At 76.5% G+C, this 19,003-nt stretch carries 16 protein-coding genes; 2 read left to right on the top strand and 14 right to left on the bottom strand.

The genetic code is table 11. The features are described 5' to 3' along the window. Positions 1-351 precede the first annotated feature (351 nt). The 12 genes from tyrS to pheS form a co-directional block, all read right to left on the bottom strand. Positions 352-1,635 (bottom strand): tyrosine--tRNA ligase, encoded by a 1,284-nt coding sequence (gene tyrS, locus ACI8AR_RS19585; protein WP_457052480.1) that lies wholly within the window; start codon positions 1,633-1,635, stop codon positions 352-354. Continuing rightward, positions 1,632-2,258 carry a DNA-3-methyladenine glycosylase gene (locus tag ACI8AR_RS19580; protein ID WP_457052482.1) on the bottom strand — a complete coding sequence of 209 codons (627 nt, stop codon included), beginning with the start codon at positions 2,256-2,258 and terminating at the stop codon, positions 1,632-1,634. The genes tyrS and ACI8AR_RS19580 overlap by 4 nt, the downstream gene beginning before the upstream one ends. Positions 2,259-2,275: 17 nt before the next feature. Beyond that, positions 2,276-3,721, bottom strand: a complete 1,446-nt coding sequence (argH, locus tag ACI8AR_RS19575; RefSeq protein WP_456939143.1) for an argininosuccinate lyase — start codon at positions 3,719-3,721, stop codon at positions 2,276-2,278. Next, positions 3,718-4,266, bottom strand: a complete 549-nt coding sequence (locus tag ACI8AR_RS19570) for an arginine repressor (protein ID WP_456930461.1) — start codon at positions 4,264-4,266, stop codon at positions 3,718-3,720. Before ACI8AR_RS19570 ends, argH begins: the two co-directional genes overlap by 4 nt. After that, the gene (argF, locus tag ACI8AR_RS19565) at positions 4,263-5,210 is read right to left on the bottom strand and encodes an ornithine carbamoyltransferase (RefSeq protein WP_457052479.1); all 948 of its coding nucleotides are present in this window, start codon (positions 5,208-5,210) and stop codon (positions 4,263-4,265) included. The genes ACI8AR_RS19570 and argF overlap by 4 nt, the downstream gene beginning before the upstream one ends. Next, positions 5,207-6,397 (bottom strand): acetylornithine transaminase, encoded by a 1,191-nt coding sequence (locus ACI8AR_RS19560; RefSeq protein ID WP_457052478.1) that lies wholly within the window; start codon positions 6,395-6,397, stop codon positions 5,207-5,209. The genes argF and ACI8AR_RS19560 overlap by 4 nt, the downstream gene beginning before the upstream one ends. After that, the gene (gene argB / locus ACI8AR_RS19555) at positions 6,394-7,404 is read right to left on the bottom strand and encodes an acetylglutamate kinase (RefSeq protein WP_457052477.1); all 1,011 of its coding nucleotides are present in this window, start codon (positions 7,402-7,404) and stop codon (positions 6,394-6,396) included. The genes ACI8AR_RS19560 and argB overlap by 4 nt, the downstream gene beginning before the upstream one ends. Next, on the bottom strand, positions 7,401-8,567 hold the full coding sequence (argJ, locus tag ACI8AR_RS19550) for a bifunctional glutamate N-acetyltransferase/amino-acid acetyltransferase ArgJ (protein ID WP_457052476.1): 1,167 nt from the start codon (positions 8,565-8,567) through the stop codon (positions 7,401-7,403). Before argJ ends, argB begins: the two co-directional genes overlap by 4 nt. Then, entirely contained in the window at positions 8,564-9,604 is a 1,041-nt protein-coding gene (gene argC, locus ACI8AR_RS19545) for an N-acetyl-gamma-glutamyl-phosphate reductase (protein ID WP_457052475.1), read from the bottom strand. Before argC ends, argJ begins: the two co-directional genes overlap by 4 nt. Positions 9,605-9,726: 122 nt before the next feature. Next, positions 9,727-10,533 carry an SDR family NAD(P)-dependent oxidoreductase gene (locus ACI8AR_RS19540; protein WP_457052474.1) on the bottom strand — a complete coding sequence of 269 codons (807 nt, stop codon included), beginning with the start codon at positions 10,531-10,533 and terminating at the stop codon, positions 9,727-9,729. After that, entirely contained in the window at positions 10,533-12,995 is a 2,463-nt protein-coding gene (gene pheT, locus ACI8AR_RS19535; protein ID WP_457052473.1) for a phenylalanine--tRNA ligase subunit beta, read from the bottom strand. Before pheT ends, ACI8AR_RS19540 begins: the two co-directional genes overlap by 1 nt. Further along, positions 12,996-14,063, bottom strand: a complete 1,068-nt coding sequence (gene pheS, locus ACI8AR_RS19530; protein WP_457052472.1) for a phenylalanine--tRNA ligase subunit alpha — start codon at positions 14,061-14,063, stop codon at positions 12,996-12,998. Positions 14,064-14,316: 253 nt separating this feature from the next. Here pheS and ACI8AR_RS19525 point away from each other — a divergent pair, with 253 nt between their 5' ends. Together ACI8AR_RS19525 and ACI8AR_RS19520 are read left to right on the top strand one after the other, a co-directional pair. Next, positions 14,317-15,159: an EamA family transporter gene (locus tag ACI8AR_RS19525; protein ID WP_457052471.1), complete on the top strand. Its 843-nt coding sequence runs from the start codon at positions 14,317-14,319 to the stop codon at positions 15,157-15,159. Between the two features lie 90 nt (positions 15,160-15,249). After that, positions 15,250-17,574, top strand: a complete 2,325-nt coding sequence (locus tag ACI8AR_RS19520) for a diguanylate cyclase domain-containing protein (RefSeq protein WP_457052470.1) — start codon at positions 15,250-15,252, stop codon at positions 17,572-17,574. 61 nt (positions 17,575-17,635) lie between these two features. On the opposite strand, the gene ACI8AR_RS19515 is transcribed toward ACI8AR_RS19520, so the two are convergent. After that, on the bottom strand, positions 17,636-18,295 hold the full coding sequence (locus ACI8AR_RS19515; protein ID WP_457052469.1) for a TetR/AcrR family transcriptional regulator: 660 nt from the start codon (positions 18,293-18,295) through the stop codon (positions 17,636-17,638). A gap of 125 nt (positions 18,296-18,420) precedes the next feature. Then, entirely contained in the window at positions 18,421-18,996 is a 576-nt protein-coding gene (locus tag ACI8AR_RS19510; protein ID WP_457052468.1) for a DinB family protein, read from the bottom strand. Between the last annotated feature and the right edge of the window lie 7 nt (positions 18,997-19,003).

Raw genomic sequence — 19,003 nt, 5'->3', positions numbered from 1 at the left:
CGACCTGACAGATCGCGATATCCATCAACCAAAGGAATCCCTGCGCTCCACCACACGGTGCAGCGCCGGGGGTTTGTTACTTGGCACTGACTTTCGGCACGCTGTTGAGTTCTCAAGGAGCGGACGCACACCAACTCGACCCTCTCGGGTTCTGCTGGAGGCTTGTTGTCCAACCCTGCGCCCGCCCGGAGTGTTCCCTCGAGGGGTCCTCCGCTCCGGCCCTCCCGGGCCGTGCGGCGCGCAGAGAGAAAGTTACGTGCCTGTCGGGAGCGTGTCAAACCGTCTGGGCCGTGACGCCAGACACCGTTCCGGAACCGGCGTGTCACGTGGCGTTGACCCCGCAGGAGGTCCTCAGTGCCCGACGCGCTGCACCCCGGCGACGGACCGCTTGCCACGGCGCAGCACCAGCCAGCCGCCCGGCAGCCAGGCCTCCTCGCCCGGGACCGCGTCGGCGTCGGTCACCCGCTCGTTGTTCAGGTAGGCGCCGCCCTCCTTCACCGTCCGGCGGGCCTCGGACAGGCTCGAGACGAGCCCCGTCTGCTGGAGCAGCTGGGCGACGGTCGGCGTCGTGCCGTCGACGGTGACGCTGCCGGCCTCCCGCAGGGCCGCGCCGAGGGTGTCGGCGCCGAGCGCCGTCAGGTCGTCCCGGCCGAACAGCGCGCGCCCGGCCGCCTCGGCCTGGCGGAGCTCCTCGGGCCCGTGGACCAGCGCGGTCAGCTCCTCGGCCAGGGCCCGCTGCGCCGCGCGCGACGCCGGGCGCTCCCGGCTCTCGGCCAGGACCGCCTCGACCTCCTCGGCCGGCCGCTCGGAGAACTGCGGCAGCCAGGTGAGCGCGTCGGCGTCGTCGGCGTTGAGCCAGAACTGGAAGAAGGCGTAGGGCGAGGTGAGCGCGGGGTCGAGCCACACGGTGCCGCCCTCGCTCTTGCCGAACTTCTGCCCGTCGGACTTGGTGACCAGCACGGTGGACAGCGCGTGCACCGAGGTCCCCTCCACCCGGCGGACCAGGTCGATGCCGGCGGTCAGGTTGCCCCACTGGTCCGAGCCGCCGGTCTGCAGCGTGACGCCGTGTCGGCGGAACAGCTGCAGGAAGTCGTGCGCCTGGAGGATCTGGTAGCTGAACTCGGTGTAGCTGATGCCGGCCTCGGAGTTCAGCCGCGCGGACACCGCCTCCTTGGCGAGCATCCGGCCGACCCGGAAGTGCTTGCCGAGGTCGCGGAGGAAGTCGATGGCCGACAGCGGCTCGGTCCAGGTGAGGTTGTCCACGTAGACCGGCGCGGGCAGGTTCTCCTGCTCGGCGGGCCGGTCGAGGAAGGGCGCCAGCTGGCGGCGGATGCTGTCCACCCAGCCGGCCACGGTGGAGCGGTCGTTGAGCTGCCGCTCGGCGGTCGGCCGCGGGTCGCCGATGAGGCCGGTGGCGCCGCCGACGAGGACCACCGGGTGGTGGCCGGCGCGCTGCAGCGCCCGCAGCACCATCACCTGGACCAGGTGCCCGACGTGCAGGCTCGGCGCGGTGGGGTCGAAGCCGCAGTAGTAGGTGACCGGTCCCTCGGCGAGGTGGGCGCGCAGGGCGTCCTCGTCGGTGGTCTGGGCGATGAGCCCGCGGCGCTGCAGTTCGTCGAGGACGGAGGAGGTCACGAGGTACCAGTCTGCCCGGCGGCGCGGCGGCGGCGCTGGCCACCCGGGCGGAAGACGCTCACCGACGGCGCCCCGGTCTCCCAGAACCGCCACGGCAGCTCGGTGGCCCGGCTGATCCCGACCCGGGGCCCGGCCGAGACGGCGTCCGGCCGCTTCCCCGCGTGCAGCCGCACCGGCGAGGCCGGGTCCAGGACGTCGGCGCCGCCGTCGTCCGGCCCGATCGCCAGCGCCGCGGTCAGCCGCGCCGGGCCGCGGGCCAGGTCCCGGAGCACGCGGGCGGAGGGACGGCGCAGCGCCGCGACGTCCTCCCCCACGACCACCTCGCCGGCGCGCAGCAGCACCGCCGAGCCGCGGCCGGCGGGACCGACGACGACGTTGGCGCACCAGTGCACGCCGTAGCTGAAGTACACGTACAGCCGCCCGGGCGGGCCGAACATGATCGCCGCGCGCGGGGTCGGGCCGCGGTGCGCGTGCGACGCCGGGTCCTCCCCCTCCCCCGAGTACGCCTCGACCTCGGTGAGCCGGACGGCGACGGTCCCCTCCGGACGGTCGGTGACCACCCAGCAGCCCAGCAGCGCCGGGGCGACGTCGTCGACCGGCCCGAGCAGCTCCTCTGCCGTCAGCAGGCGGCCAGGCGGGCTCAGAGCGCGGCCGCCACGGGCGAGTCGGCCGACCAGCGGCCGTGCGCGGCGACGACGTCCTTGAGCGCGGCGAGCTGGCCGGCGACCCGCGCGGGCGCCGTCCCGCCGCGGGTGTCCCGGGCGGCCAGGGCACCCTGCACCGACAGCACCTCGCGGACGGCGGGGGTGAGCCGCTCGTCGATGCCGGCGAGCTGGTCGTCGTCGAGCTGGTCGAGCTCCAGGCCCGCGGCCTCGCAGACGGCGACCATCTCGCCGGAGATCTCGTGCGCCGACCGGAACGGCACGCCGTTCTTGACCAGCCACTCGGCGACGTCTGTGGCCAGCGCGAAGCCCTGCGGCGCGGCGGCCTCGAGCACCTCCGGGCGCAGCGTGAGCGTGGCGACCATGCCGGTGACCGCGGGCAGCAGGAGCAGCAGCTGCTCGAGGGAGTCGAAGACCGGCTCCTTGTCCTCCTGCAGGTCGCGGTCGTAGGCCAGCGGCAGGCCCTTGAGCATGGTGAGCAGGCCGGTGAGGTTGCCGACGAACCGGCCGGACTTGCCGCGCGCCAGCTCGGCGATGTCGGGGTTCTTCTTCTGCGGCATGATCGACGACCCGGTCGCCCAGGCGTCGTCGAGGCGGGCCCAGCCGAACTCGGTCGAGGTCCAGAGCACGACCTCCTCCCCCAGCCGGGACAGGTGGACGCCGACCATCGCGGCGGCGAAGCAGAACTCCGCGGCGAAGTCGCGGTCGCTGACCGCGTCGATCGAGTTCTCCGCGGCCCGGTCGAAGCCGAGCTCGGCGGCGACGGCGTCGGGGTCCAGCGGCAGCGAGGAGCCGGCCAGCGCGCCGGAGCCGAGCGGGCTGACGGCGGCGCGGCGGTCCCAGTCGAGCAGCCGGTCGACGTCGCGGGCGAAGGCGTGCGCGTGCGCGAGCAGCTGGTGGCTGACGAGCACCGGCTGGGCGTGCTGCAGGTGGGTCATGCCGGGCGCGGGAACCTCGAGGTACCGCTCGGCCAGCCCCGTGAGCGCGTACTCCAGCGAGGCCAGCTCGCCGACCAGGGCGCGCACGTTGTGCCGCAGGTACAGCCGCAGGTCGGTGGCGACCTGGTCGTTGCGGGACCGGCCGGCGCGCAGCTTGCCGCCGAGGGTGCCGAGCTTGGCGATCAGGCCGCGCTCGAGCGCCTCGTGCACGTCCTCGTCGGCCTCGACCGGCGCGAAGGTGCCGGCGGCGACCTCGGCGGAGAGCTCGGTGAGCGCGCGCAGCATCTGCTCGAGCTCGTCGTCGGCGAGCAGCCCGGCGCGGTGCAGCACCCGGGCGTGCGCACGGGAGCCGGCCAGGTCGTAGGGGGCCAGCCGCCAGTCGACGTCGGTCGACTTCGACAGCGCCGCCATGGCCGGCGACGGCCCGCCGCCGAAGCGGCCGCCCCAGAGCCGGGTCTGCGAGGCGGGGGCGGTCGGGTCGGTCACGGGGCTGATCCTCCAGCGGGGTCGTCGGTCTCGTCGGTCAGGTGGGGCGGCTCGCCGGGCGCGCGGCCGGCCAGCGACCGCAGGCGCTGCGCCAGCGCCGCGCCGCCGTCGGGGTCGCGCGAGACGACGAGCAGGGTGTCGTCCCCGGCGATGGTGCCCAGGACGTCGGGCAGGCCCACCTTGTCCAGCGCCGAGGCGAGGAACTGCGCGGCGCCGGGCGGGGTGCGCAGCACCGCCAGGTTGGCGCTGCCCTCGGCGCTGGTGAGCAGGTCCCCGAGCAGCCGGGTCAGCCGGGCGGGGGCGGCCTGCGCGGGGCGCAGCGGGGCGTTCTCCGGCGGCAGCACGTAGGACGCCGGGGCGCCGTCGGAGCCGCGCAGCTTGACCGCGCCGAGCTCCTCCAGGTCGCGCGAGAGCGTGGCCTGGGTGACCTCGACGCCCGACTCGGCCAGCAGCGCGGCGAGCTGGGTCTGCGAGGTCACCGGCCGGGCGGCGATGAGCTCGGCGATGCGGGCCTGCCGCGCCGACCGGGTCAGCGCTCCCGTCATCCCGATCGCTCCAGCAGCCAGGTCAGCAGGGCCTTCTGCGCGTGCAGCCGGTTCTCCGCCTCGTCCCAGACGACGCTCTGCGGGCCGTCGATCACCTCGGCCGCGATCTCCTTGCCGCGGTAGGCCGGCAGGCAGTGCAGGACGAGGGCGTCGTCGGCGGCGCGGGCCAGCGCGGCGTCGTCGACCGCGTAGGGCAGGAACGGCGCGACACGGGTGTCGTACTCGTCCTCCTGGCCCATCGAGACCCAGGTGTCGGTGGCGAGGACGTCGGCGCCGTCGGCGGCGGCCGCGGCGTCGGCGGTCCACTGCACCGAGCCGCCGGTCTCGGCGGCGATCTCCGCCGCCCGCTTCAGGACGTCGGGCGCCGGCTGGTACTCCTCGGGCGAGCCGATCCGCACGTGCATACCCGCGGTGGCGCCGCCGAGCAGGTAGGAGTGCGCCATGTTGTTGGCGCCGTCGCCGAGGTAGGTCAGCGACCGGCCGGCCAGCGAGCCCTTGTGCTCGGCCACCGTCTGCAGGTCGGCGAGGATCTGGCAGGGGTGGAAGTCGTCGGTGAGCGCGTTGACCACCGGCACGCGGCTGGTGGCGGCCATGGTCTCCAGCCGGTCCTGGCCGAAGGTGCGCCACACGATCGCGGCGACCTGCCGGTCGAGCACGCGGGTGGTGTCCTCCACCGGCTCGCCGCGGCCGAGCTGGCTGGACCCGGCGTCGATCACCAGCGGGTACCCGCCGAGCTCGGCGACGCCGACCGAGAACGACACCCTGGTGCGGGTGGAGGGCTTGTCGAACAGCACGGCCACCGCACGGGGCACGCCGTTCGCGGCGCGCAGCGGGGTGGGCGCGGCGTCGGTGTGCCGGGTGCGCTTGAGCTCGGCGGCGAGCGCGAGGACCTGGGCCTGCTCGTCGGGGGTGAGGTCGTCGTCGCGGGTGAGGTGCCGGGTCACTGGTCGGTCTCCTGCAGGGCGGTGTCGAGGGCGGCCGGCAGCGCGGCGACGAAGGCGTCGACCTGGGCGTCGGTGAGGACCAGGGAGGGCGCCAGGCGGAGCACGTCGGGGGCGACGGCGTTGGTGAGGAAGCCGGCGGCGCGCAGCTGCGCCTCCAGCGCCGCGGCGGCCGGGACGGTGAGGACGACGCCGAGCAGCGCGCCCCTCCCCCGCACCCCGGCGATCCCGGCGTGACCGAGGCCCTCGATGCCGGCGGTGAACCGGTGCTCGAGCTCCTTGGCGCGCTCCAGCAGACCCTCGTCGCGCATCGTGTCGAGGACGGCGAGCGCGGCGGCGCAGGCGATCGGGTTGCCGCCGAACGTGGAGCCGTGCGAGCCGGCGGTCATGAGCTCCGCGGCCTCGCCGAAGGCGAGCGTGGCGCCGATCGGCAGGCCGCCGCCGAGCGCCTTGGCCATGGTGACGAGGTCCGGCTGGAGGCCGTCCGCCTGGTGGGCGAACCAGTGGCCGGTGCGGCCGGTGCCGGTCTGCACCTCGTCGACGGCGAACAGCGCGCCGGCGTCGGCGGCGGTGCGGGCGGCGGCGGCGAGGTAGCCCGGCGGCGGGGGCTGCACGCCGCCCTCCCCGAGCAGCGGCTCGAGCAGCACCATCGCCGTCTGCTCACCGACCGCGCCGGCCAGCGCGTCGGCGTCGCCGTAGGGCACGTACCGGACGCCGCCGGGCAGCGGGGCGAACGCGGCGGCCTTGGACGGCTGGCCGGTGAGCGCGAGCGCGCCCATCGTGCGGCCGTGGAAGGCGCCCTCGGCGGTGACCACCTCGGGCCGCCCGGTGAGCCGGCTGATCTTGAACGCGGCCTCGTTGGCCTCGGCGCCGGAGTTGCAGAAGAACACCCGCCCGGGCCGGCCGGCCAGCTCCAGCAGCCGCTCGGCCAGGGTCACGCCGGGCTCGTGCATCGCCAGGTTGGAGACGTGCCCGAGGGTCTGCGCCTGCTCGGTGATCGCCTCGACCACCCTCGGGTGGGCGTGCCCGAGGATCGTCGTCGCGATGCCGCCGAGCAGGTCGGTGTACTCGCGGCCGTCGACGTCCCAGACGGTGGCGCCCGCGCCGCGCGCGAGCGCGACCGGCGGGGTGCGGTAGTTGCCCATCATCACGGCCGACCAGCGGGTGGCCAGCTCCTCCGTGTGGGTCATGCCGGCTCCTCTCCGCTCAGTGTGTGGGCGGGGACGACCATCGTCCCGGTGCCCTCGGTGGTGAACATCTCCAGCAGCAGGGCGTGCGGCGTCCGGCCGTCGACGACGGTCGCCCGCTTCACCCCGCCCTCGACCGCCCGCAGGCAGGCGGCCATCTTCGGGATCATCCCGGCGTCCAGGTCGGGGAGGATCTCGGCGAGCTCGGCGGCGTCGATCTGCTGCACGAGCGAGTCGCGGTCGGGCCAGTCGGCGTAGAGGCCCTCGACGTCGGTGAGGACGACGAGCTTCACCGCGCCGAGCGCCACGGCGAGCGCGGCGGCGGCGGTGTCGGCGTTGACGTTGTGCACCACGCCGTCGCGGTCGGGCGCGACCGTGGCGACGACCGGGATCTTCCCGGACTCCAGCAGCGCGGTGACCGGCGTCGGGTCGACGGCGACGACGTCCCCGACCCGGCCGACGTCGACCGGCTGCCCGTCGACCAGCGCCTGGGTGCGCTCGGCGGTGAACAGGCCGCCGTCCTCCCCGGACAGGCCGACCGCGAGCGGGCCGTGCTGGTTGACCAGCCCGACAACCTCCGGGGTGACCTGGCCGGTGAGCACCATGCGGACCACCTCGACGGTCTCGTCGGTGGTCACCCGCAGGCCGCCGCGGAACTCGCTCTCGATGCCGAGCCGGCCGAGCATCTCGGTGATCTGCGGGCCGCCGCCGTGGACGACGACGGGCAGGATGCCGCAGGTCCGGAGGAACACCATGTCCTCGGCGAAGGCCCGGCGGCACTCCTCGTCGACCATCGCGTGGCCGCCGTACTTGATCACCACGACGTTGCCGTGGAACTCGCGCAGCCACGGCAGCGCGCCGGTGAGGACGGCGACCTTGCGGGCGTCGCCCTCCGGGTCGTAGGTGCGCATGACCCGGGCGGTGCCGATCCGCCGGCGCGCCGGGGGCGCCTCGTCGACCCGGACGTCGGGCGGGGTGGGGTCCTCGTGAGTGTTCGGGTGGGTGCTCACGTCGAGTAGGCCGAGTTCTCGTGCACGTAGGCGATGGACAGGTCGTTGGTCCAGATCGTCGCCTGCTCGGTGCCGGCGCCGAGGTCGACGTCGATGGTGATGGCCCGGCCGGTGAGGTCGACGCCCTCGCGCGGGTCGCCGATCGCGCCGCCCCGGCAGACGGTGACGCCGTTGATGGTCACGTCGACGCGGTCGGGCTCGAACGCGGCGTCGGTGGTGCCGATCGCCGCGAGCACCCGGCCCCAGTTGGGGTCGTTGCCGAACAGCGCCGTCTTGAGCAGGTTGTTGCGCGCGCAGGCCCGGCCGGCGGTGAGCGCGTCCTCGACGCTCGCCGCGTTGCGCACGGTGATCGCGATGTCCTTGGTCGAGCCCTCGGCGTCGGCGAGCAGCTGCATGGCCAGGTCGGTGGCCGCGGCGGTGAGCGCCTCGGCGACCTCCTCCGCGGCCGGGCCGACCCCGCTGGCGCCGTTGGCCATCGCCACGACCGTGTCGTTGGTGGACAGGCAGCCGTCGGAGTCGACCCGCTCGAAGCTGACGCCGGTGGCGGTCTTCAGCGCGTCCTGCAGCACGGCCGGGTCGACGGCGGCGTCGGTGGTGAGGACGACGAGCATCGTGGCCAGGCTCGGCGCGAGCATGCCGGCGCCCTTGGCCATCCCGCCGACCGACCAGCCGTCCCGCTCGACGACCGTCGTCTTGGGCACCGAGTCGGTGGTCATGATCGCCCGGGCGGCGTCGGGACCGCCGTCGGCCGACAGCGCCTTCGCCGCGTCGGTGACCCCGGGCAGCAGCCTGTCCATCGGCAGCCGGACGCCGATCAGGCCGGTGGAGGCGACCGCGACGTCGATCGCGCCGACCTCCAGACCAGCACGGCCCAGCTCGGCCGCGGCGTGCTCGGCGGTGGCGTGGGTGTCCTGGAAGCCCTCGGGGCCGGTGCAGGCGTTGGCACCGCCGGAGTTGAGCACCACCGCCCGCAGCCGGCCGGTGGCCAGCACCTGGCGGCTCCACTGCACCGGCGCGGCCGGGAAGCGGTTGGTGGTGAAGACGGCGGCGGCGGCGTCCTGCGGCCCGTCGTTGACGACCAGCGCGACGTCGGCCGCGCCGGTGCTCTTGAGCCCGGCCGCGACGCCGGCGGCCCGGAAGCCCTGCGGTGCGGTGACGCTCACGGGGCCACCCCCACCAGCGGCAGGCCCGCGGTCTCGGGCAGCCCGAGGGCGATGTTGGCGCTCTGGACGGCGCCGCCGGCGGTGCCCTTGGTGAGGTTGTCGACCGCGGCGACGACGACCAGCCGGCCGGCGTCCGGGTCGACGGCGACCTGCACCGCGACGGTGTTGGCGCCGAGCACCTGCGCCGTCGTCGGCCACTGGCCCTCGGGCAGCAGGTGCACGAACGGCTCGTCGGCGTAGGCCTTCTGGTAGGCGGCCCGCGCGGCGTCGGCGTCGGTCCCGGGCCGCAGCGGCGCCGAGCAGGTGGCGAGGATGCCCCGGCTCATCGGCACCAGGGTCGGGGTGAAGCTGATCCGCACCGGCTCCCCGGCGGCCGCACCCAGCGTCTGCGCCATCTCGGGGGTGTGCCGGTGCACACCGCCGACGCCGTAGGCGCTGACCGAGCCCATCACCTCGCTGCCGAGCAGGTGCGGCTTGGCCGCCTTGCCCGCGCCGGAGGTGCCGGAGGCGGCGACCACGACGACGTCCGGCTCCACCAGCCCGGCGGCGAGCGCCGGGGCCATCGCGAGGGTGACCGAGGTGGGGTAGCAGCCGGGGACGGCGATCCGCCGCGCGCCGGCCAGCCGCTCCCGCTGGCCGGGCAGCTCGGGCAGGCCGTAGGGCCACGACCCGGCGTGGTCGCCGCCGTACCAGCGGGCCCAGGCGGCCGGGTCCTGCAGCCGGTGGTCGGCGCCGCAGTCGATGACCAGGGTGTCCGGGGACAGCTGCGCGGCGATCGCGGCCGACTCCCCGTGCGGGAGCGCGAGGAACACGACGTCGTAGCCGGCGAGGTCCTCGGGCGCGCTCGGCCGGACCTCGAGGTCGGCGAAGGGCAGCAGGTGCGGCTGCAGCTCACCCAGGCGTCGGCCGGCGCTGCTGTTCGCGTGCACCCCGGCCAGGCGGAGGTGCGGATGCCCGGCCAGCAGCCGGCACACCTCTCCCCCCGCGTACCCGGTGGCGCCGGTGACCCCGACCGTCCACGTCTGCCCTGTGTTCACGATGCATGACCATACAGGTCCGTGCATGACCTTTCATGGCCGGGTGCCCGACGTGCCCGCGTGCGCGCTCGTGCTCTGCCCCCGATCGGGGGCAGAGCACGAGCGCGCACGGGCGAGGGAGGTCAGGCCAGCGGGTCGCCGTCGCCGTACGGGAGCAGCCGCAGCCGCCGGGCGTCGTCGGTCGGCGTGGTGGCGCGGAGGGTGTCGAGGTCGTCGACGCCGGCGCGGAAGAACCGACCCGACCACTGGTCCAGCTCCCCGGCGGCGATCGCCACCACCAGGTCGACGACGTCCTCGGGCCGGGTCCACTCGGTGCGGCCCTCGTGCATCGCCATGGCGCGGGTCATCGCGGTGTCGACGACGCCCGGCGCCAGGTCGAACGCCCGCACGCCGTGCGCGGCGCCGGCCAGGTCGATCGCCTCGGTGATCCGCATCTGCGCCGTCTTGCCCGCCGAGTACGCGCTGTAGTGCGGGTTGACGCGGGTGCCGATCCCGCTGGCCAGGTCGACCACCCGGCCGCCGCCGACGGCGACCATCCCGGGCAGCACGGCGCGGGCGACGAGGAACGGCCCGCGCACCTGGCTCTCCACGACCTGCCACCACTGGTCGGGGTCGGCCTCCCACAGCGGCACCTCGGCGGCGTCGACGAGGCCGGCGTTGTTCACCAGCAGCCCGACCGGGCCGAGCTCGCGGACCACCTCGCCGACGGCGGCGTCGACGGCGGTGCGGTCGGTGACGTCGGCGGGCAGCGCGAGGGTGCGGGCGCCCGTGGCGGCGGCGACCTCGGCCATCGCCGTCCGCAGCCGCTCGGGCCCGCGGGCGATGCCGGCGACGGCGGCCCCCCGGGCGGCCAGCCCCTCGACCAGGTGCCGGCCGATGCCCGCCGAGGCCCCGGTGACGAGCGCGACCAGGCCGGTGAGGTCCGCCATCAGTCGCCGCTGCGCAGGCTGATGCCCTGCAGCTCGACGACGGCGACGATGCCCTCGCGCACCCGGGCGACGTCCTCGGCGGTCAGCGTGCGGTCCGGCGCGCGCAGCACCAGGGAGTACGCCAGCGACCGCGACCCGGCCGGGACCGGCGGGCCGGAGTACACGTCGAACAGGCGGACCGCCTCGAACAGCTCGCCCGCGCCCCCGCGGACCAGCGACTCGACGTGCGCGGCGGTGATCTCGTCGGGCACGACGAAGGCCAGGTCGAGGAAGACCGGCGGGAACGTCGAGATGCGCGGCCCCACAGGGACGGGCGCCGGCGGGAGCGCGTCGACGTCGAGCTCCATGACCGAGGTGCGGGCCGGCAGGTCCAGCGCGGCGCACACCCGCGGGTGCAGCTCGCCGGCGTACCCGACCACCCGGTCGTCGACCACGAGCTCGGCGCAGCGGCCGGGGTGCCAGGGCGCCTGCTCGCCGGGGCGGACGAACAGCTCGACACCCGCGGCGGCGGCCACCAGCCGGGCGGCCTGCACGGCGTCGGCCCAGCCCGCGGCCCGGCCCGGGCCCCACCAGCCGCGCGGCTCGCGCAGGCCGGCCAGCGCGACGGCGACGTGCCAGGGCTGGTCGGGCACCGCGCCGAGCAGGGCGGCGAGGGTGTCGTCGTCCGGGCGGCGGTCGACGCCGGGCAGCGGCGCGGGGGTGCGCCGGTCGCCGGGGAACACCGCGCCGTGCTCGAACAGGGCGACGTCGCGCCGGCCGCGGGAGAGGTTGCGCGCCAGGGTCGCGAGCAGGCCGGGCAGCAGCGTGGTGCGCAGCGCCGGCTCCTCCTCCGACAGCGGGTTGCGCACGAGCACGACCCGGCGGCGCGGGTCGTCCTCGGCGAGGCCGAGCGCGTCCAGCGCCGGGGCGCCGACGAACGGGTAGGACGGCGCCTCGACGTAGCCGGCCTCGGCCAGCGCCCGGCCGACCGTGCGGCGGCGGCGCTGGGTCTCGGTGAGCCCGCGGCCGGGCGGGGCGGTGGGCAGCACCGAGGGGACGTCGTCGTAGCCGGCCAGCCGGACGACCTCCTCGACGAGGTCGGCCGGGTCGGTGAGGTCCGGGCGCCAGGACGGCGGGGTGACGGTCAGGGAGGAGCCGTCCGCCTCCACCGCGCAGCCGACCGCGCCGAGCAGCTCGACCACCTGGGCCGGCGAGTAGGGCACGCCGGAGACCCGGCCGGGCCTCGCGGCGTCCAGCGCGATCGACGGGCGGGGGGCGCGGGTGTCGACGTCGACCAGCGCGCCGACGACACGCGCGCCGCCGTGCTCGGCGAGCAGCCGCGCGGCGCGGGCCAGCGCGGGGACGGTCATCTCCGGGTCGACGCCGCGCTCGAAGCGGCGCGCGGCCTCGCTCGGCAGCCGGTGCCGGCGGGCGGTGCGCGCGACGCCGGTGGGCTCCCAGTGCGCCGCCTCGAGCAGCACGGCCGTGGTGCCGTCGCCGATCTCGGTCGAGGCGCCGCCCATCACCGCGGCCAGCCCGATCGGGCCGGTGTCGTCGGTGATGAGCAGGTCGTCGTCGGACAGCTGCCGGTCGGCGCCGTCGAGGGTGGTCAGCCGCTCGCCCTCGCGGGCCCGGCGGACGACGATCGGGCCGGTCACCGCGTCCCGGTCGAAGGCGTGCATCGGCTGACCGAGCTCGAGCATCACGTAGTTGGTGACGTCGACGGCCAGCGAGATGGAGCGGATGCCGGACTGGGCGAGCCGGCGGCGCATCCACCACGGACTGGGCGCGGTCGGGTCCAGGCCCTCCAGCGCGATCATCGAGAACCGGTCGCAGCGGTCGGCGTCGGCGACGGTCACCTCCCACGCCGGCTCGCCGGACCAGGCGGGGACCTCGGCCGCGCCCGGGTCGCGCCACGCGACGCCCAGGCCGGTGCCCATCTCCCGGGCGACGCCGCGCATCGCCAGGCAGTAGCCGCGGTCGGGGGTCACGTTGAGCTCGACGACGACGTCGTCGAGGCCCACGACGGGGCGGGCGTCGGCGCCGGGCTCGAAGCCCTCGCCCAGCACCAGGATCCCGGCGTGGTCCTCGCCGATGCCGAGCTCGCGGACCGAGCAGATCATCCCGTCGGAGACGTGGTCGTAGGTCTTCCGCGCGGCGATCTCGAACCCGCCGGGCAGCACGGCGCCGGGCAGCGCGACGACGACGGTGTCCCCCACCGCGAAGTTGCTCGCGCCGCAGACGATCCCGCGCGGGGTGCCCTCGCCGACGTCGACCTGGCACCACCGGATCGGCTTCTTGAAGCCGGTGAGCTCCTCGATCTCCAGCACCCGGCCGACCACCAGCGGGCCGCTGACCTCGGCCGGGGTGTGGACCTCCTCGACCTCCAGGCCCAGCCGGACGAAGGCGGCGTCGAGGTCCTCGACGGTGGTCCCGGCGGGGACGTCGACGTACTCGGCCAGCCAGCCGACGGGGACCCGCATCTAGAGCTCCACTCCGAACGCACTCGTGAACCGGACGTCGCCCTCGACGATGTCGCGCATGTCGCCGACGCCCGAGCGGAACTGCAGCGCCCGCTCGATGCCCATGCCGAAGGCGAAGCCGCTGTACTCCTCGGGGTCGACGCCGCAGGCGACCAGCACCCGCGGGTTGACCATCCCGCAGCCGCCCCACTCGACCCAGCGGGGGCCGTCGCGGTGCTCGGGGAACCAGACGTCGAACTCCGCCGAGGGCTCGGTGAACGGGAAGTACGACGGCCGCCAGCGGGTCACCGCCTCGGGGCCGAACAGCGCCCGCGCGAGGTGGTCGAGGGTGCCGCGCAGGTGCGCCATCGTCAGCCCGCGGTCGACGGCCAGGCCCTCGACCTGGTGGAAGACCGGGGTGTGCGTCGCGTCGAGCTCGTCGGTGCGGTAGACCCGCCCGGGCGCGACGACGTACAGCGGCGGCGTCCGGGACAGCAGCGTGCGGGCCTGCACCGGGCTGGTGTGCGTGCGCAGCACCAGGCCGGAGTCCTCGGGGGCGACGAACAGGGTGTCCATCATCGTGCGGGCCGGGTGGTCGCGGCCGATGTTGAGCGCGTCGAAGTTGAGCCACTCGGCCTCGAGCTCGGGGCCCTCGGCCACCTCGTAGCCCATGCCGACGAACACGTCGGCGATCCGCTCCTGCAGCGTGGTCAGCGGGTGGCGGGCGCCGCGCGGGGTGCGGTCCCAGGGGAGGGTGACGTCGACCCGCTCCTCGGCCAGCGCCCGGGCGTCGCGCTCGGCCTCGAGCTCGGCCCGGCGCGTCTCGTAGGCCTCGGTGACGGCGACCCGCGCGGCGTTCACCCGCTTGCCGGCGTCGGCGCGGGCGGCCGGCGGCAGCGCGCCGAGCTCGCGGCGGGCCAGCGGCACGGGCGCGCGGTCACCGAGGTGGGCCGGGCGCACGGCGGCCAGCGCCTCGAGGTCGCCCGCTCCCGCGAAGCCCTCGCGGGCCGCGGCGACGGCGGCGTCGAGGGCCTCGGCGGACAGGGCCGCGACCTGCTTGGGGTCGTAGGGGTCGTTGGCGCCGGACACGGGAGGCCATTCTGCCCGCCGCCCCGTCTCCCCCGCCCCCGGGTTCTCGGCCGGCACCCTCCGGGGGGGGGGGGGGGGGGGGGGGGGGGGGGGGGGGGGGGGGGGGGGGCGGCCCCCCCCCCCCCCCCCCCCCCCCCCCCCCCCCCCCCCCCCCCCCCCCCCCCCCCCCCCCCCCCCCCCGGGGCGGGGCCGCGTCGGCACCGGCTGTCAGGATCGGCGGGACGGCGGGACGAGGACTCGGGAGGCGCACCGGATGGCGATGGTGCTGGCGCTGGCCTCGGCCGTCGTCTACGGGATGGCCGACTTCTGCGGGGGGATCGCCAGCCGCCGCGCCGCCGCGGCCGCCGTCGTCGCGCTGTCGCAGGCCGCCGGGCTGGTCGCCGTCGTACTGCTGCTCCCCTGGCTCGGCGGCAGCCCCACGCCCGCCGACCTGGGCTGGGGCGCGGCCGCGGGCGTCGCCGGCGGGGCCGGGCTGCTGCTGTTCTACCGCTCGCTGGCCACCGGGGTGATGAGCGTGGTGGCCCCGGTGACGGCGGTGTCGGCCGCCGCGCTGCCGGTGGTCGGCGGCCTGCTGCTCGGCGAGCGGATCGGCGTGCTGGCCGCGCTGGGGATCCTGCTCGCGCTGGTCGCGGTGGTGCTCGTGGCGGCCGAGGGCGGGCTGTCCTCCCTGCGCACCGCCCGGCCGGCCAGCATGGGGCCGGCGCTGGCCGCCGGCGCCGGGTTCGGGCTGTTCTTCGTGCTGCTGGACCGCACCGGCGAGGACTCGGGACTGAGCCCGCTGCTGGCCGCTCGCGTGGTGTCGGTGCTGCTGATCGGCGGGCTCGCGCTGGCGTCGGGCCGGTCGCTGCTCGTGTCCCGCCGGGTGCTGCCGGTCGTGGTGCTCGCCGGCGTCGCCGACATGACGGCCAACGCGCTGTTCCTCGTCGCCACCCAGGTCGGCGAGCAGCTGGCGGTCACCGGCGTGCTGGCGTCGCTGTACCCGGCGAGCACGGTCGTGCTGGCGCAGGTGGTGCTGCGCGAGCGGCTGGCCGGGGCCCAGCAGGCCGGGCTCGCCGTCGCGGCGGCCGCCGTCGTGCTCATCGCGCTGCCCGCCTGACCCTCCCGGGGGACCCGGGCGGACGCCCGGGTGTCGGACCGGGGGCCCGGGGCCGACACCCGGGAGGTGACCCGCCCCCAGGAGGCACCGGTGCCGTCCGGATCCGACCCCGTCCTCGCCGAGGCCCTGCGCGGCGTGCGCAGCGTCTTCCAGCCCATCGTCGAGATCGACACCGGGCGGGTGGTGGCCTACGAGGCGCTGGCGCGCGGCCCGGTCGGCCCGCTGGAGCGGCCCGACGCGCTGTTCGCCGCGGCCCGCGGCGCCGGCCGGCTCGCGGAGCTGGACGAGGCCTGCCGGGCCGCCGCCTTCCGCGGCGCCGTCGACGGCGGGCTGGTCGCGCCGCTGACCGTATTCGTCAACGTCGAGCCCGAGGTGCTCGACACCGCGCCGCTGGCCGACCTCGTCGCCATCGCCGAGGGCGCGCCCGGCGACCTGCGGGTGGTCATGGAGATCACCGAGCGGGCGATCGCGGCCCGGCCGGCCGAGCTGCTGCGCACCGTCGAGCGGGTGCGGGAGCTGGGCTGGGCGATCGCCGTCGACGACGTCGGCGCCGAGTCGATGTCGCTGGCGTTCCTGCCGCTGCTGTGCCCCGACGTCGTCAAGCTCGACCTGCGCCTGGTGCAGGAGCGCCCCGGTCCCGCGATCGCCGAGATCATGAACGCGGTCAACGCCTACGCCGAGCGCAGCGGCGCCGTGGTGCTCGCCGAGGGCATCGAGACCGCCGGGCACCTGGCCTACGCCCGGGGCCTGGGCGCCACCCTCGGCCAGGGCTGGTTCCTCGGCCGCCCCGGACCGGGCGCCGCCCCGGACCTGCCGGTCGGCGAGCTGGTGCTGCCCGGCGCCGGCCGGCCCACCGGCGCGGTCGGCGCGGTCTCCCCCTTCGCCTGCCTGCCCGACGACGTCCCGCTGCGCCGCGCGCCCAAGGCCCTGCTCATCGAGCTGTCCAAGCAGCTGGAGCGGGAGGCCCTGCGCCTGGGCGAGACCTGCGTGGTGGCCGCGACCTTCCAGGAGGCCCGCCACTTCACCGTCTCCACCACCCAGCGCTACCGCGACCTGGTCGAGCGCACCGGCTTCGTCTGCGCCCTGGGCGAGGACCTGCCGGTGGAGCCGCTGCCCGGGCTGCGCGGCGCGCACCTCGCCGAGGACGACCCGGTCCGCGGCGAGTGGGACGTCGCCGTCCTGTCCCCGCACTTCAGCGCCGCGCTGCTGGCCCGCGACCTCGGCGACGACGGCCCCGACTTGGAGCGCACCTTCGAGTACGCGCTCACCTACGAGCGCACCACGGTGTCCCGCGCGGCGTCGTCGCTGCTGTCCCGGGTGGCCCCGCGCGCCGGCGACGCCGTCCCGACTGTGGCCCCGGCACCCCTTCCCGCGGCCGCGGCGAGCCCGGCGGCCGCCGGCCTGGCCGTGGGCAGCACGCAGGCGGAGGTGCTGCTGCGGCGGGCGCTGGAGGCCACGCCGAGCGGGGTGACCGTCGTCGACATGCGGCTGCCCGACCAGCCGATCGTCTACGCCAACGAGGCCTTCCGGCAGCTGGCCGGCCTGAGCTCGGATGAGATCCTCGGCCGCAACTGCCGGCTGCTGCAGCACCCCGACACCGACCCGGGCGCGGTCGCCCGCGTCCGCGCGGCGGTCGACGCCGGGCGGCCGTGCCGGGAGACGCTGCTCAACGTCCGCGGCCCCGGGCGGACGCCGTGGTGGAACGAGCTGCACCTCGCCCCGGTGCACGACGCCGACGGCACCGTCGTCCAGTACATCGGCGTGCAGGTGGACGTCACCGCGCGCGTGGAGGCCGAGCGGGCGTTGGTCCGCGAGCGCGACCGCACGTCGGCCGCGCTGGCCCGCATCCAGGAGCTGGCCTACACCGACCCGCTGACCGGGCTGCCCAACCGGCGCCGGCTGGAGGAGCAGGTGGAGGCCGCGATCTGGGAGGCCCGCGCCCGCGGCGACGCGCTCGGCCTGCTGTTCGTCGACCTCGACGGGTTCAAGGCGGTCAACGACCGGCTCGGCCACGCCGCCGGCGACGAGCTGCTGCAGGTGGTCGCCCGCCGGCTGCGCGAGCGGGTCCGCCGCCGCGACCTGCTGGCCCGCCTGGGCGGCGACGAGTTCCTCGTCGCGCTGCCGGACCTGCGGCCGGAGACGGCGCTGGAGGAGGCGCGGCGGGTCGCCGACGAGCTCACCGCCTCGATCCGCCGGCCGGTGCCGCTGCACGGCACCGAGGTGCACGTGGACGCGAGCATCGGGGTCAGCGTCTGCCCCGCCGACGGCGTCGTCTTCGCCGACCTGCTGCACCGCGCCGACCTGCGCATGTACGACCGCAAGGCGGTCACCCGCGACTCCACCGCCCGGGCCGGCACCGCGCGGGCCGCCGCGGGCGCCGCGCCGCTGCCGCGGCGGGAGCCGGTCCTGCCGTAGCGGTGCGCCCCGGCACGGGGCGCCGACGCCGCACCGCCGGGGCGCCGGCGCGGCGTCGGGCTCAGGCGGGCGGCAGCAGACCGACCAGTCCCCCGGCGGCCAGCGCGGTCAGCTGCTCGACCAGCTCGGCGGCGGGCACCTCGCGGGTGCCCGACCACCAGTGCGCGGCCAGCTGCACCATGCCGACGACGCCGTAGGCCCACGTCGTCACGGCGGCGGTGGGCCGGCCCGCGGCGGCCAGCCGGTCACCGAGCAGCGCCGCCAGCGCGCCGGCGACCTCGCGCTCGGTGGCGGCGACGAGGTCCGGGCGCCCGGCGCGGCCGGCCGAGGCGTAGACGAAGCGGTAGAGCTCCGGCTCGTCCTCGACCAGCAGCACGAACGCGGCGATGACCGCGCGCAGCCGCTCGACGTCGTCGCGGCGCTCGGCGGCCAACTCCCCGAGCAGCCGCGGCAGCAGGATCGCCGAGGAGATCCGCTCGAGGACGGCGTCGACCAGCTCGTCCTTGTCGGTGAAGTAGCGGTAGATGACCGTCTTGGACACCCCCGCGGCGCGGGCGACGTCGTCCACGGCGAAGCCCGGGCCCGCCCGGCGGACCGCCTCGACGGCGGCGGCGACCAGCTCCTCCCGGCGGGCGCGGCGGTGCTCGGTCCAGCGGGAGCGCCGTCCGTCGGCGACCGCGGGCGGGTCGTCGTCGAGCCGTTGCCTGGGTCCCACGGTCACAGCTGCCCTCCGCCACAGAGACATCGGCCGCCCCGGGGAGGGCCGCAGACGTGCACCCTGCCGTCCGCGGCCCATGGCGGGAAGGCACCGGCACCCGGTCCGGCACCGGCCGCGGCGCGTCGGCCTCACCGGAACGGCGTGGCGGCCTCCTCGACCATCGCGACGTAGGCGGCCCGGTCGGCGTCGCCGTCGCGGGTGAGGTTGTCGTCGTCCCGCCGCAGGCCGGCCGCGCCGTCGAGGCCCTCGCGCAGCACGTCGGCGTGCCCGGCGTGGCGGGCGACCTCGGCGAGCACGTGCACCAGCAGCGTGTGCAGCGTGGGGTGCCGCCGCTCCTCGGGCCACCACGGCACCTCGCCGGTGGCGTCCAGCGGCAGCGCGGCGACGGAGGCGTCGGCGTGCGCGGTGGCGCGGGCGTACAGCGCCAGGACGTCCTCGCGGGACTCGTCGGGGCGCACCCACAGGTCGTCGTCCCCGGCGTCCGGGTCGTCCCAGACCATCGGCTCGGGGAACGGCCGGCCGACGGCGGTGCCGAGGTAGCCGGCCTCCACGCAGGCCAGGTGCTTGACCAGCCCGAGCAGGTTGGTGCCGGTGGCCGTCAGCGGCCGGCGGACGTCGTACTCGGACAGCCCCTCGAGCTTCCACAGCAGCGCCTCGCGGGCGGTGGTGAGGTAGCGCAGCAGCACGGCCTTCGCGTCGTCCACGCGGGGC

The sequence above is a fragment of the Geodermatophilus sp. SYSU D01036 genome, assembly GCF_054050435.1.
This window is presented reverse-complemented; position numbering and strand designations above follow the sequence as displayed.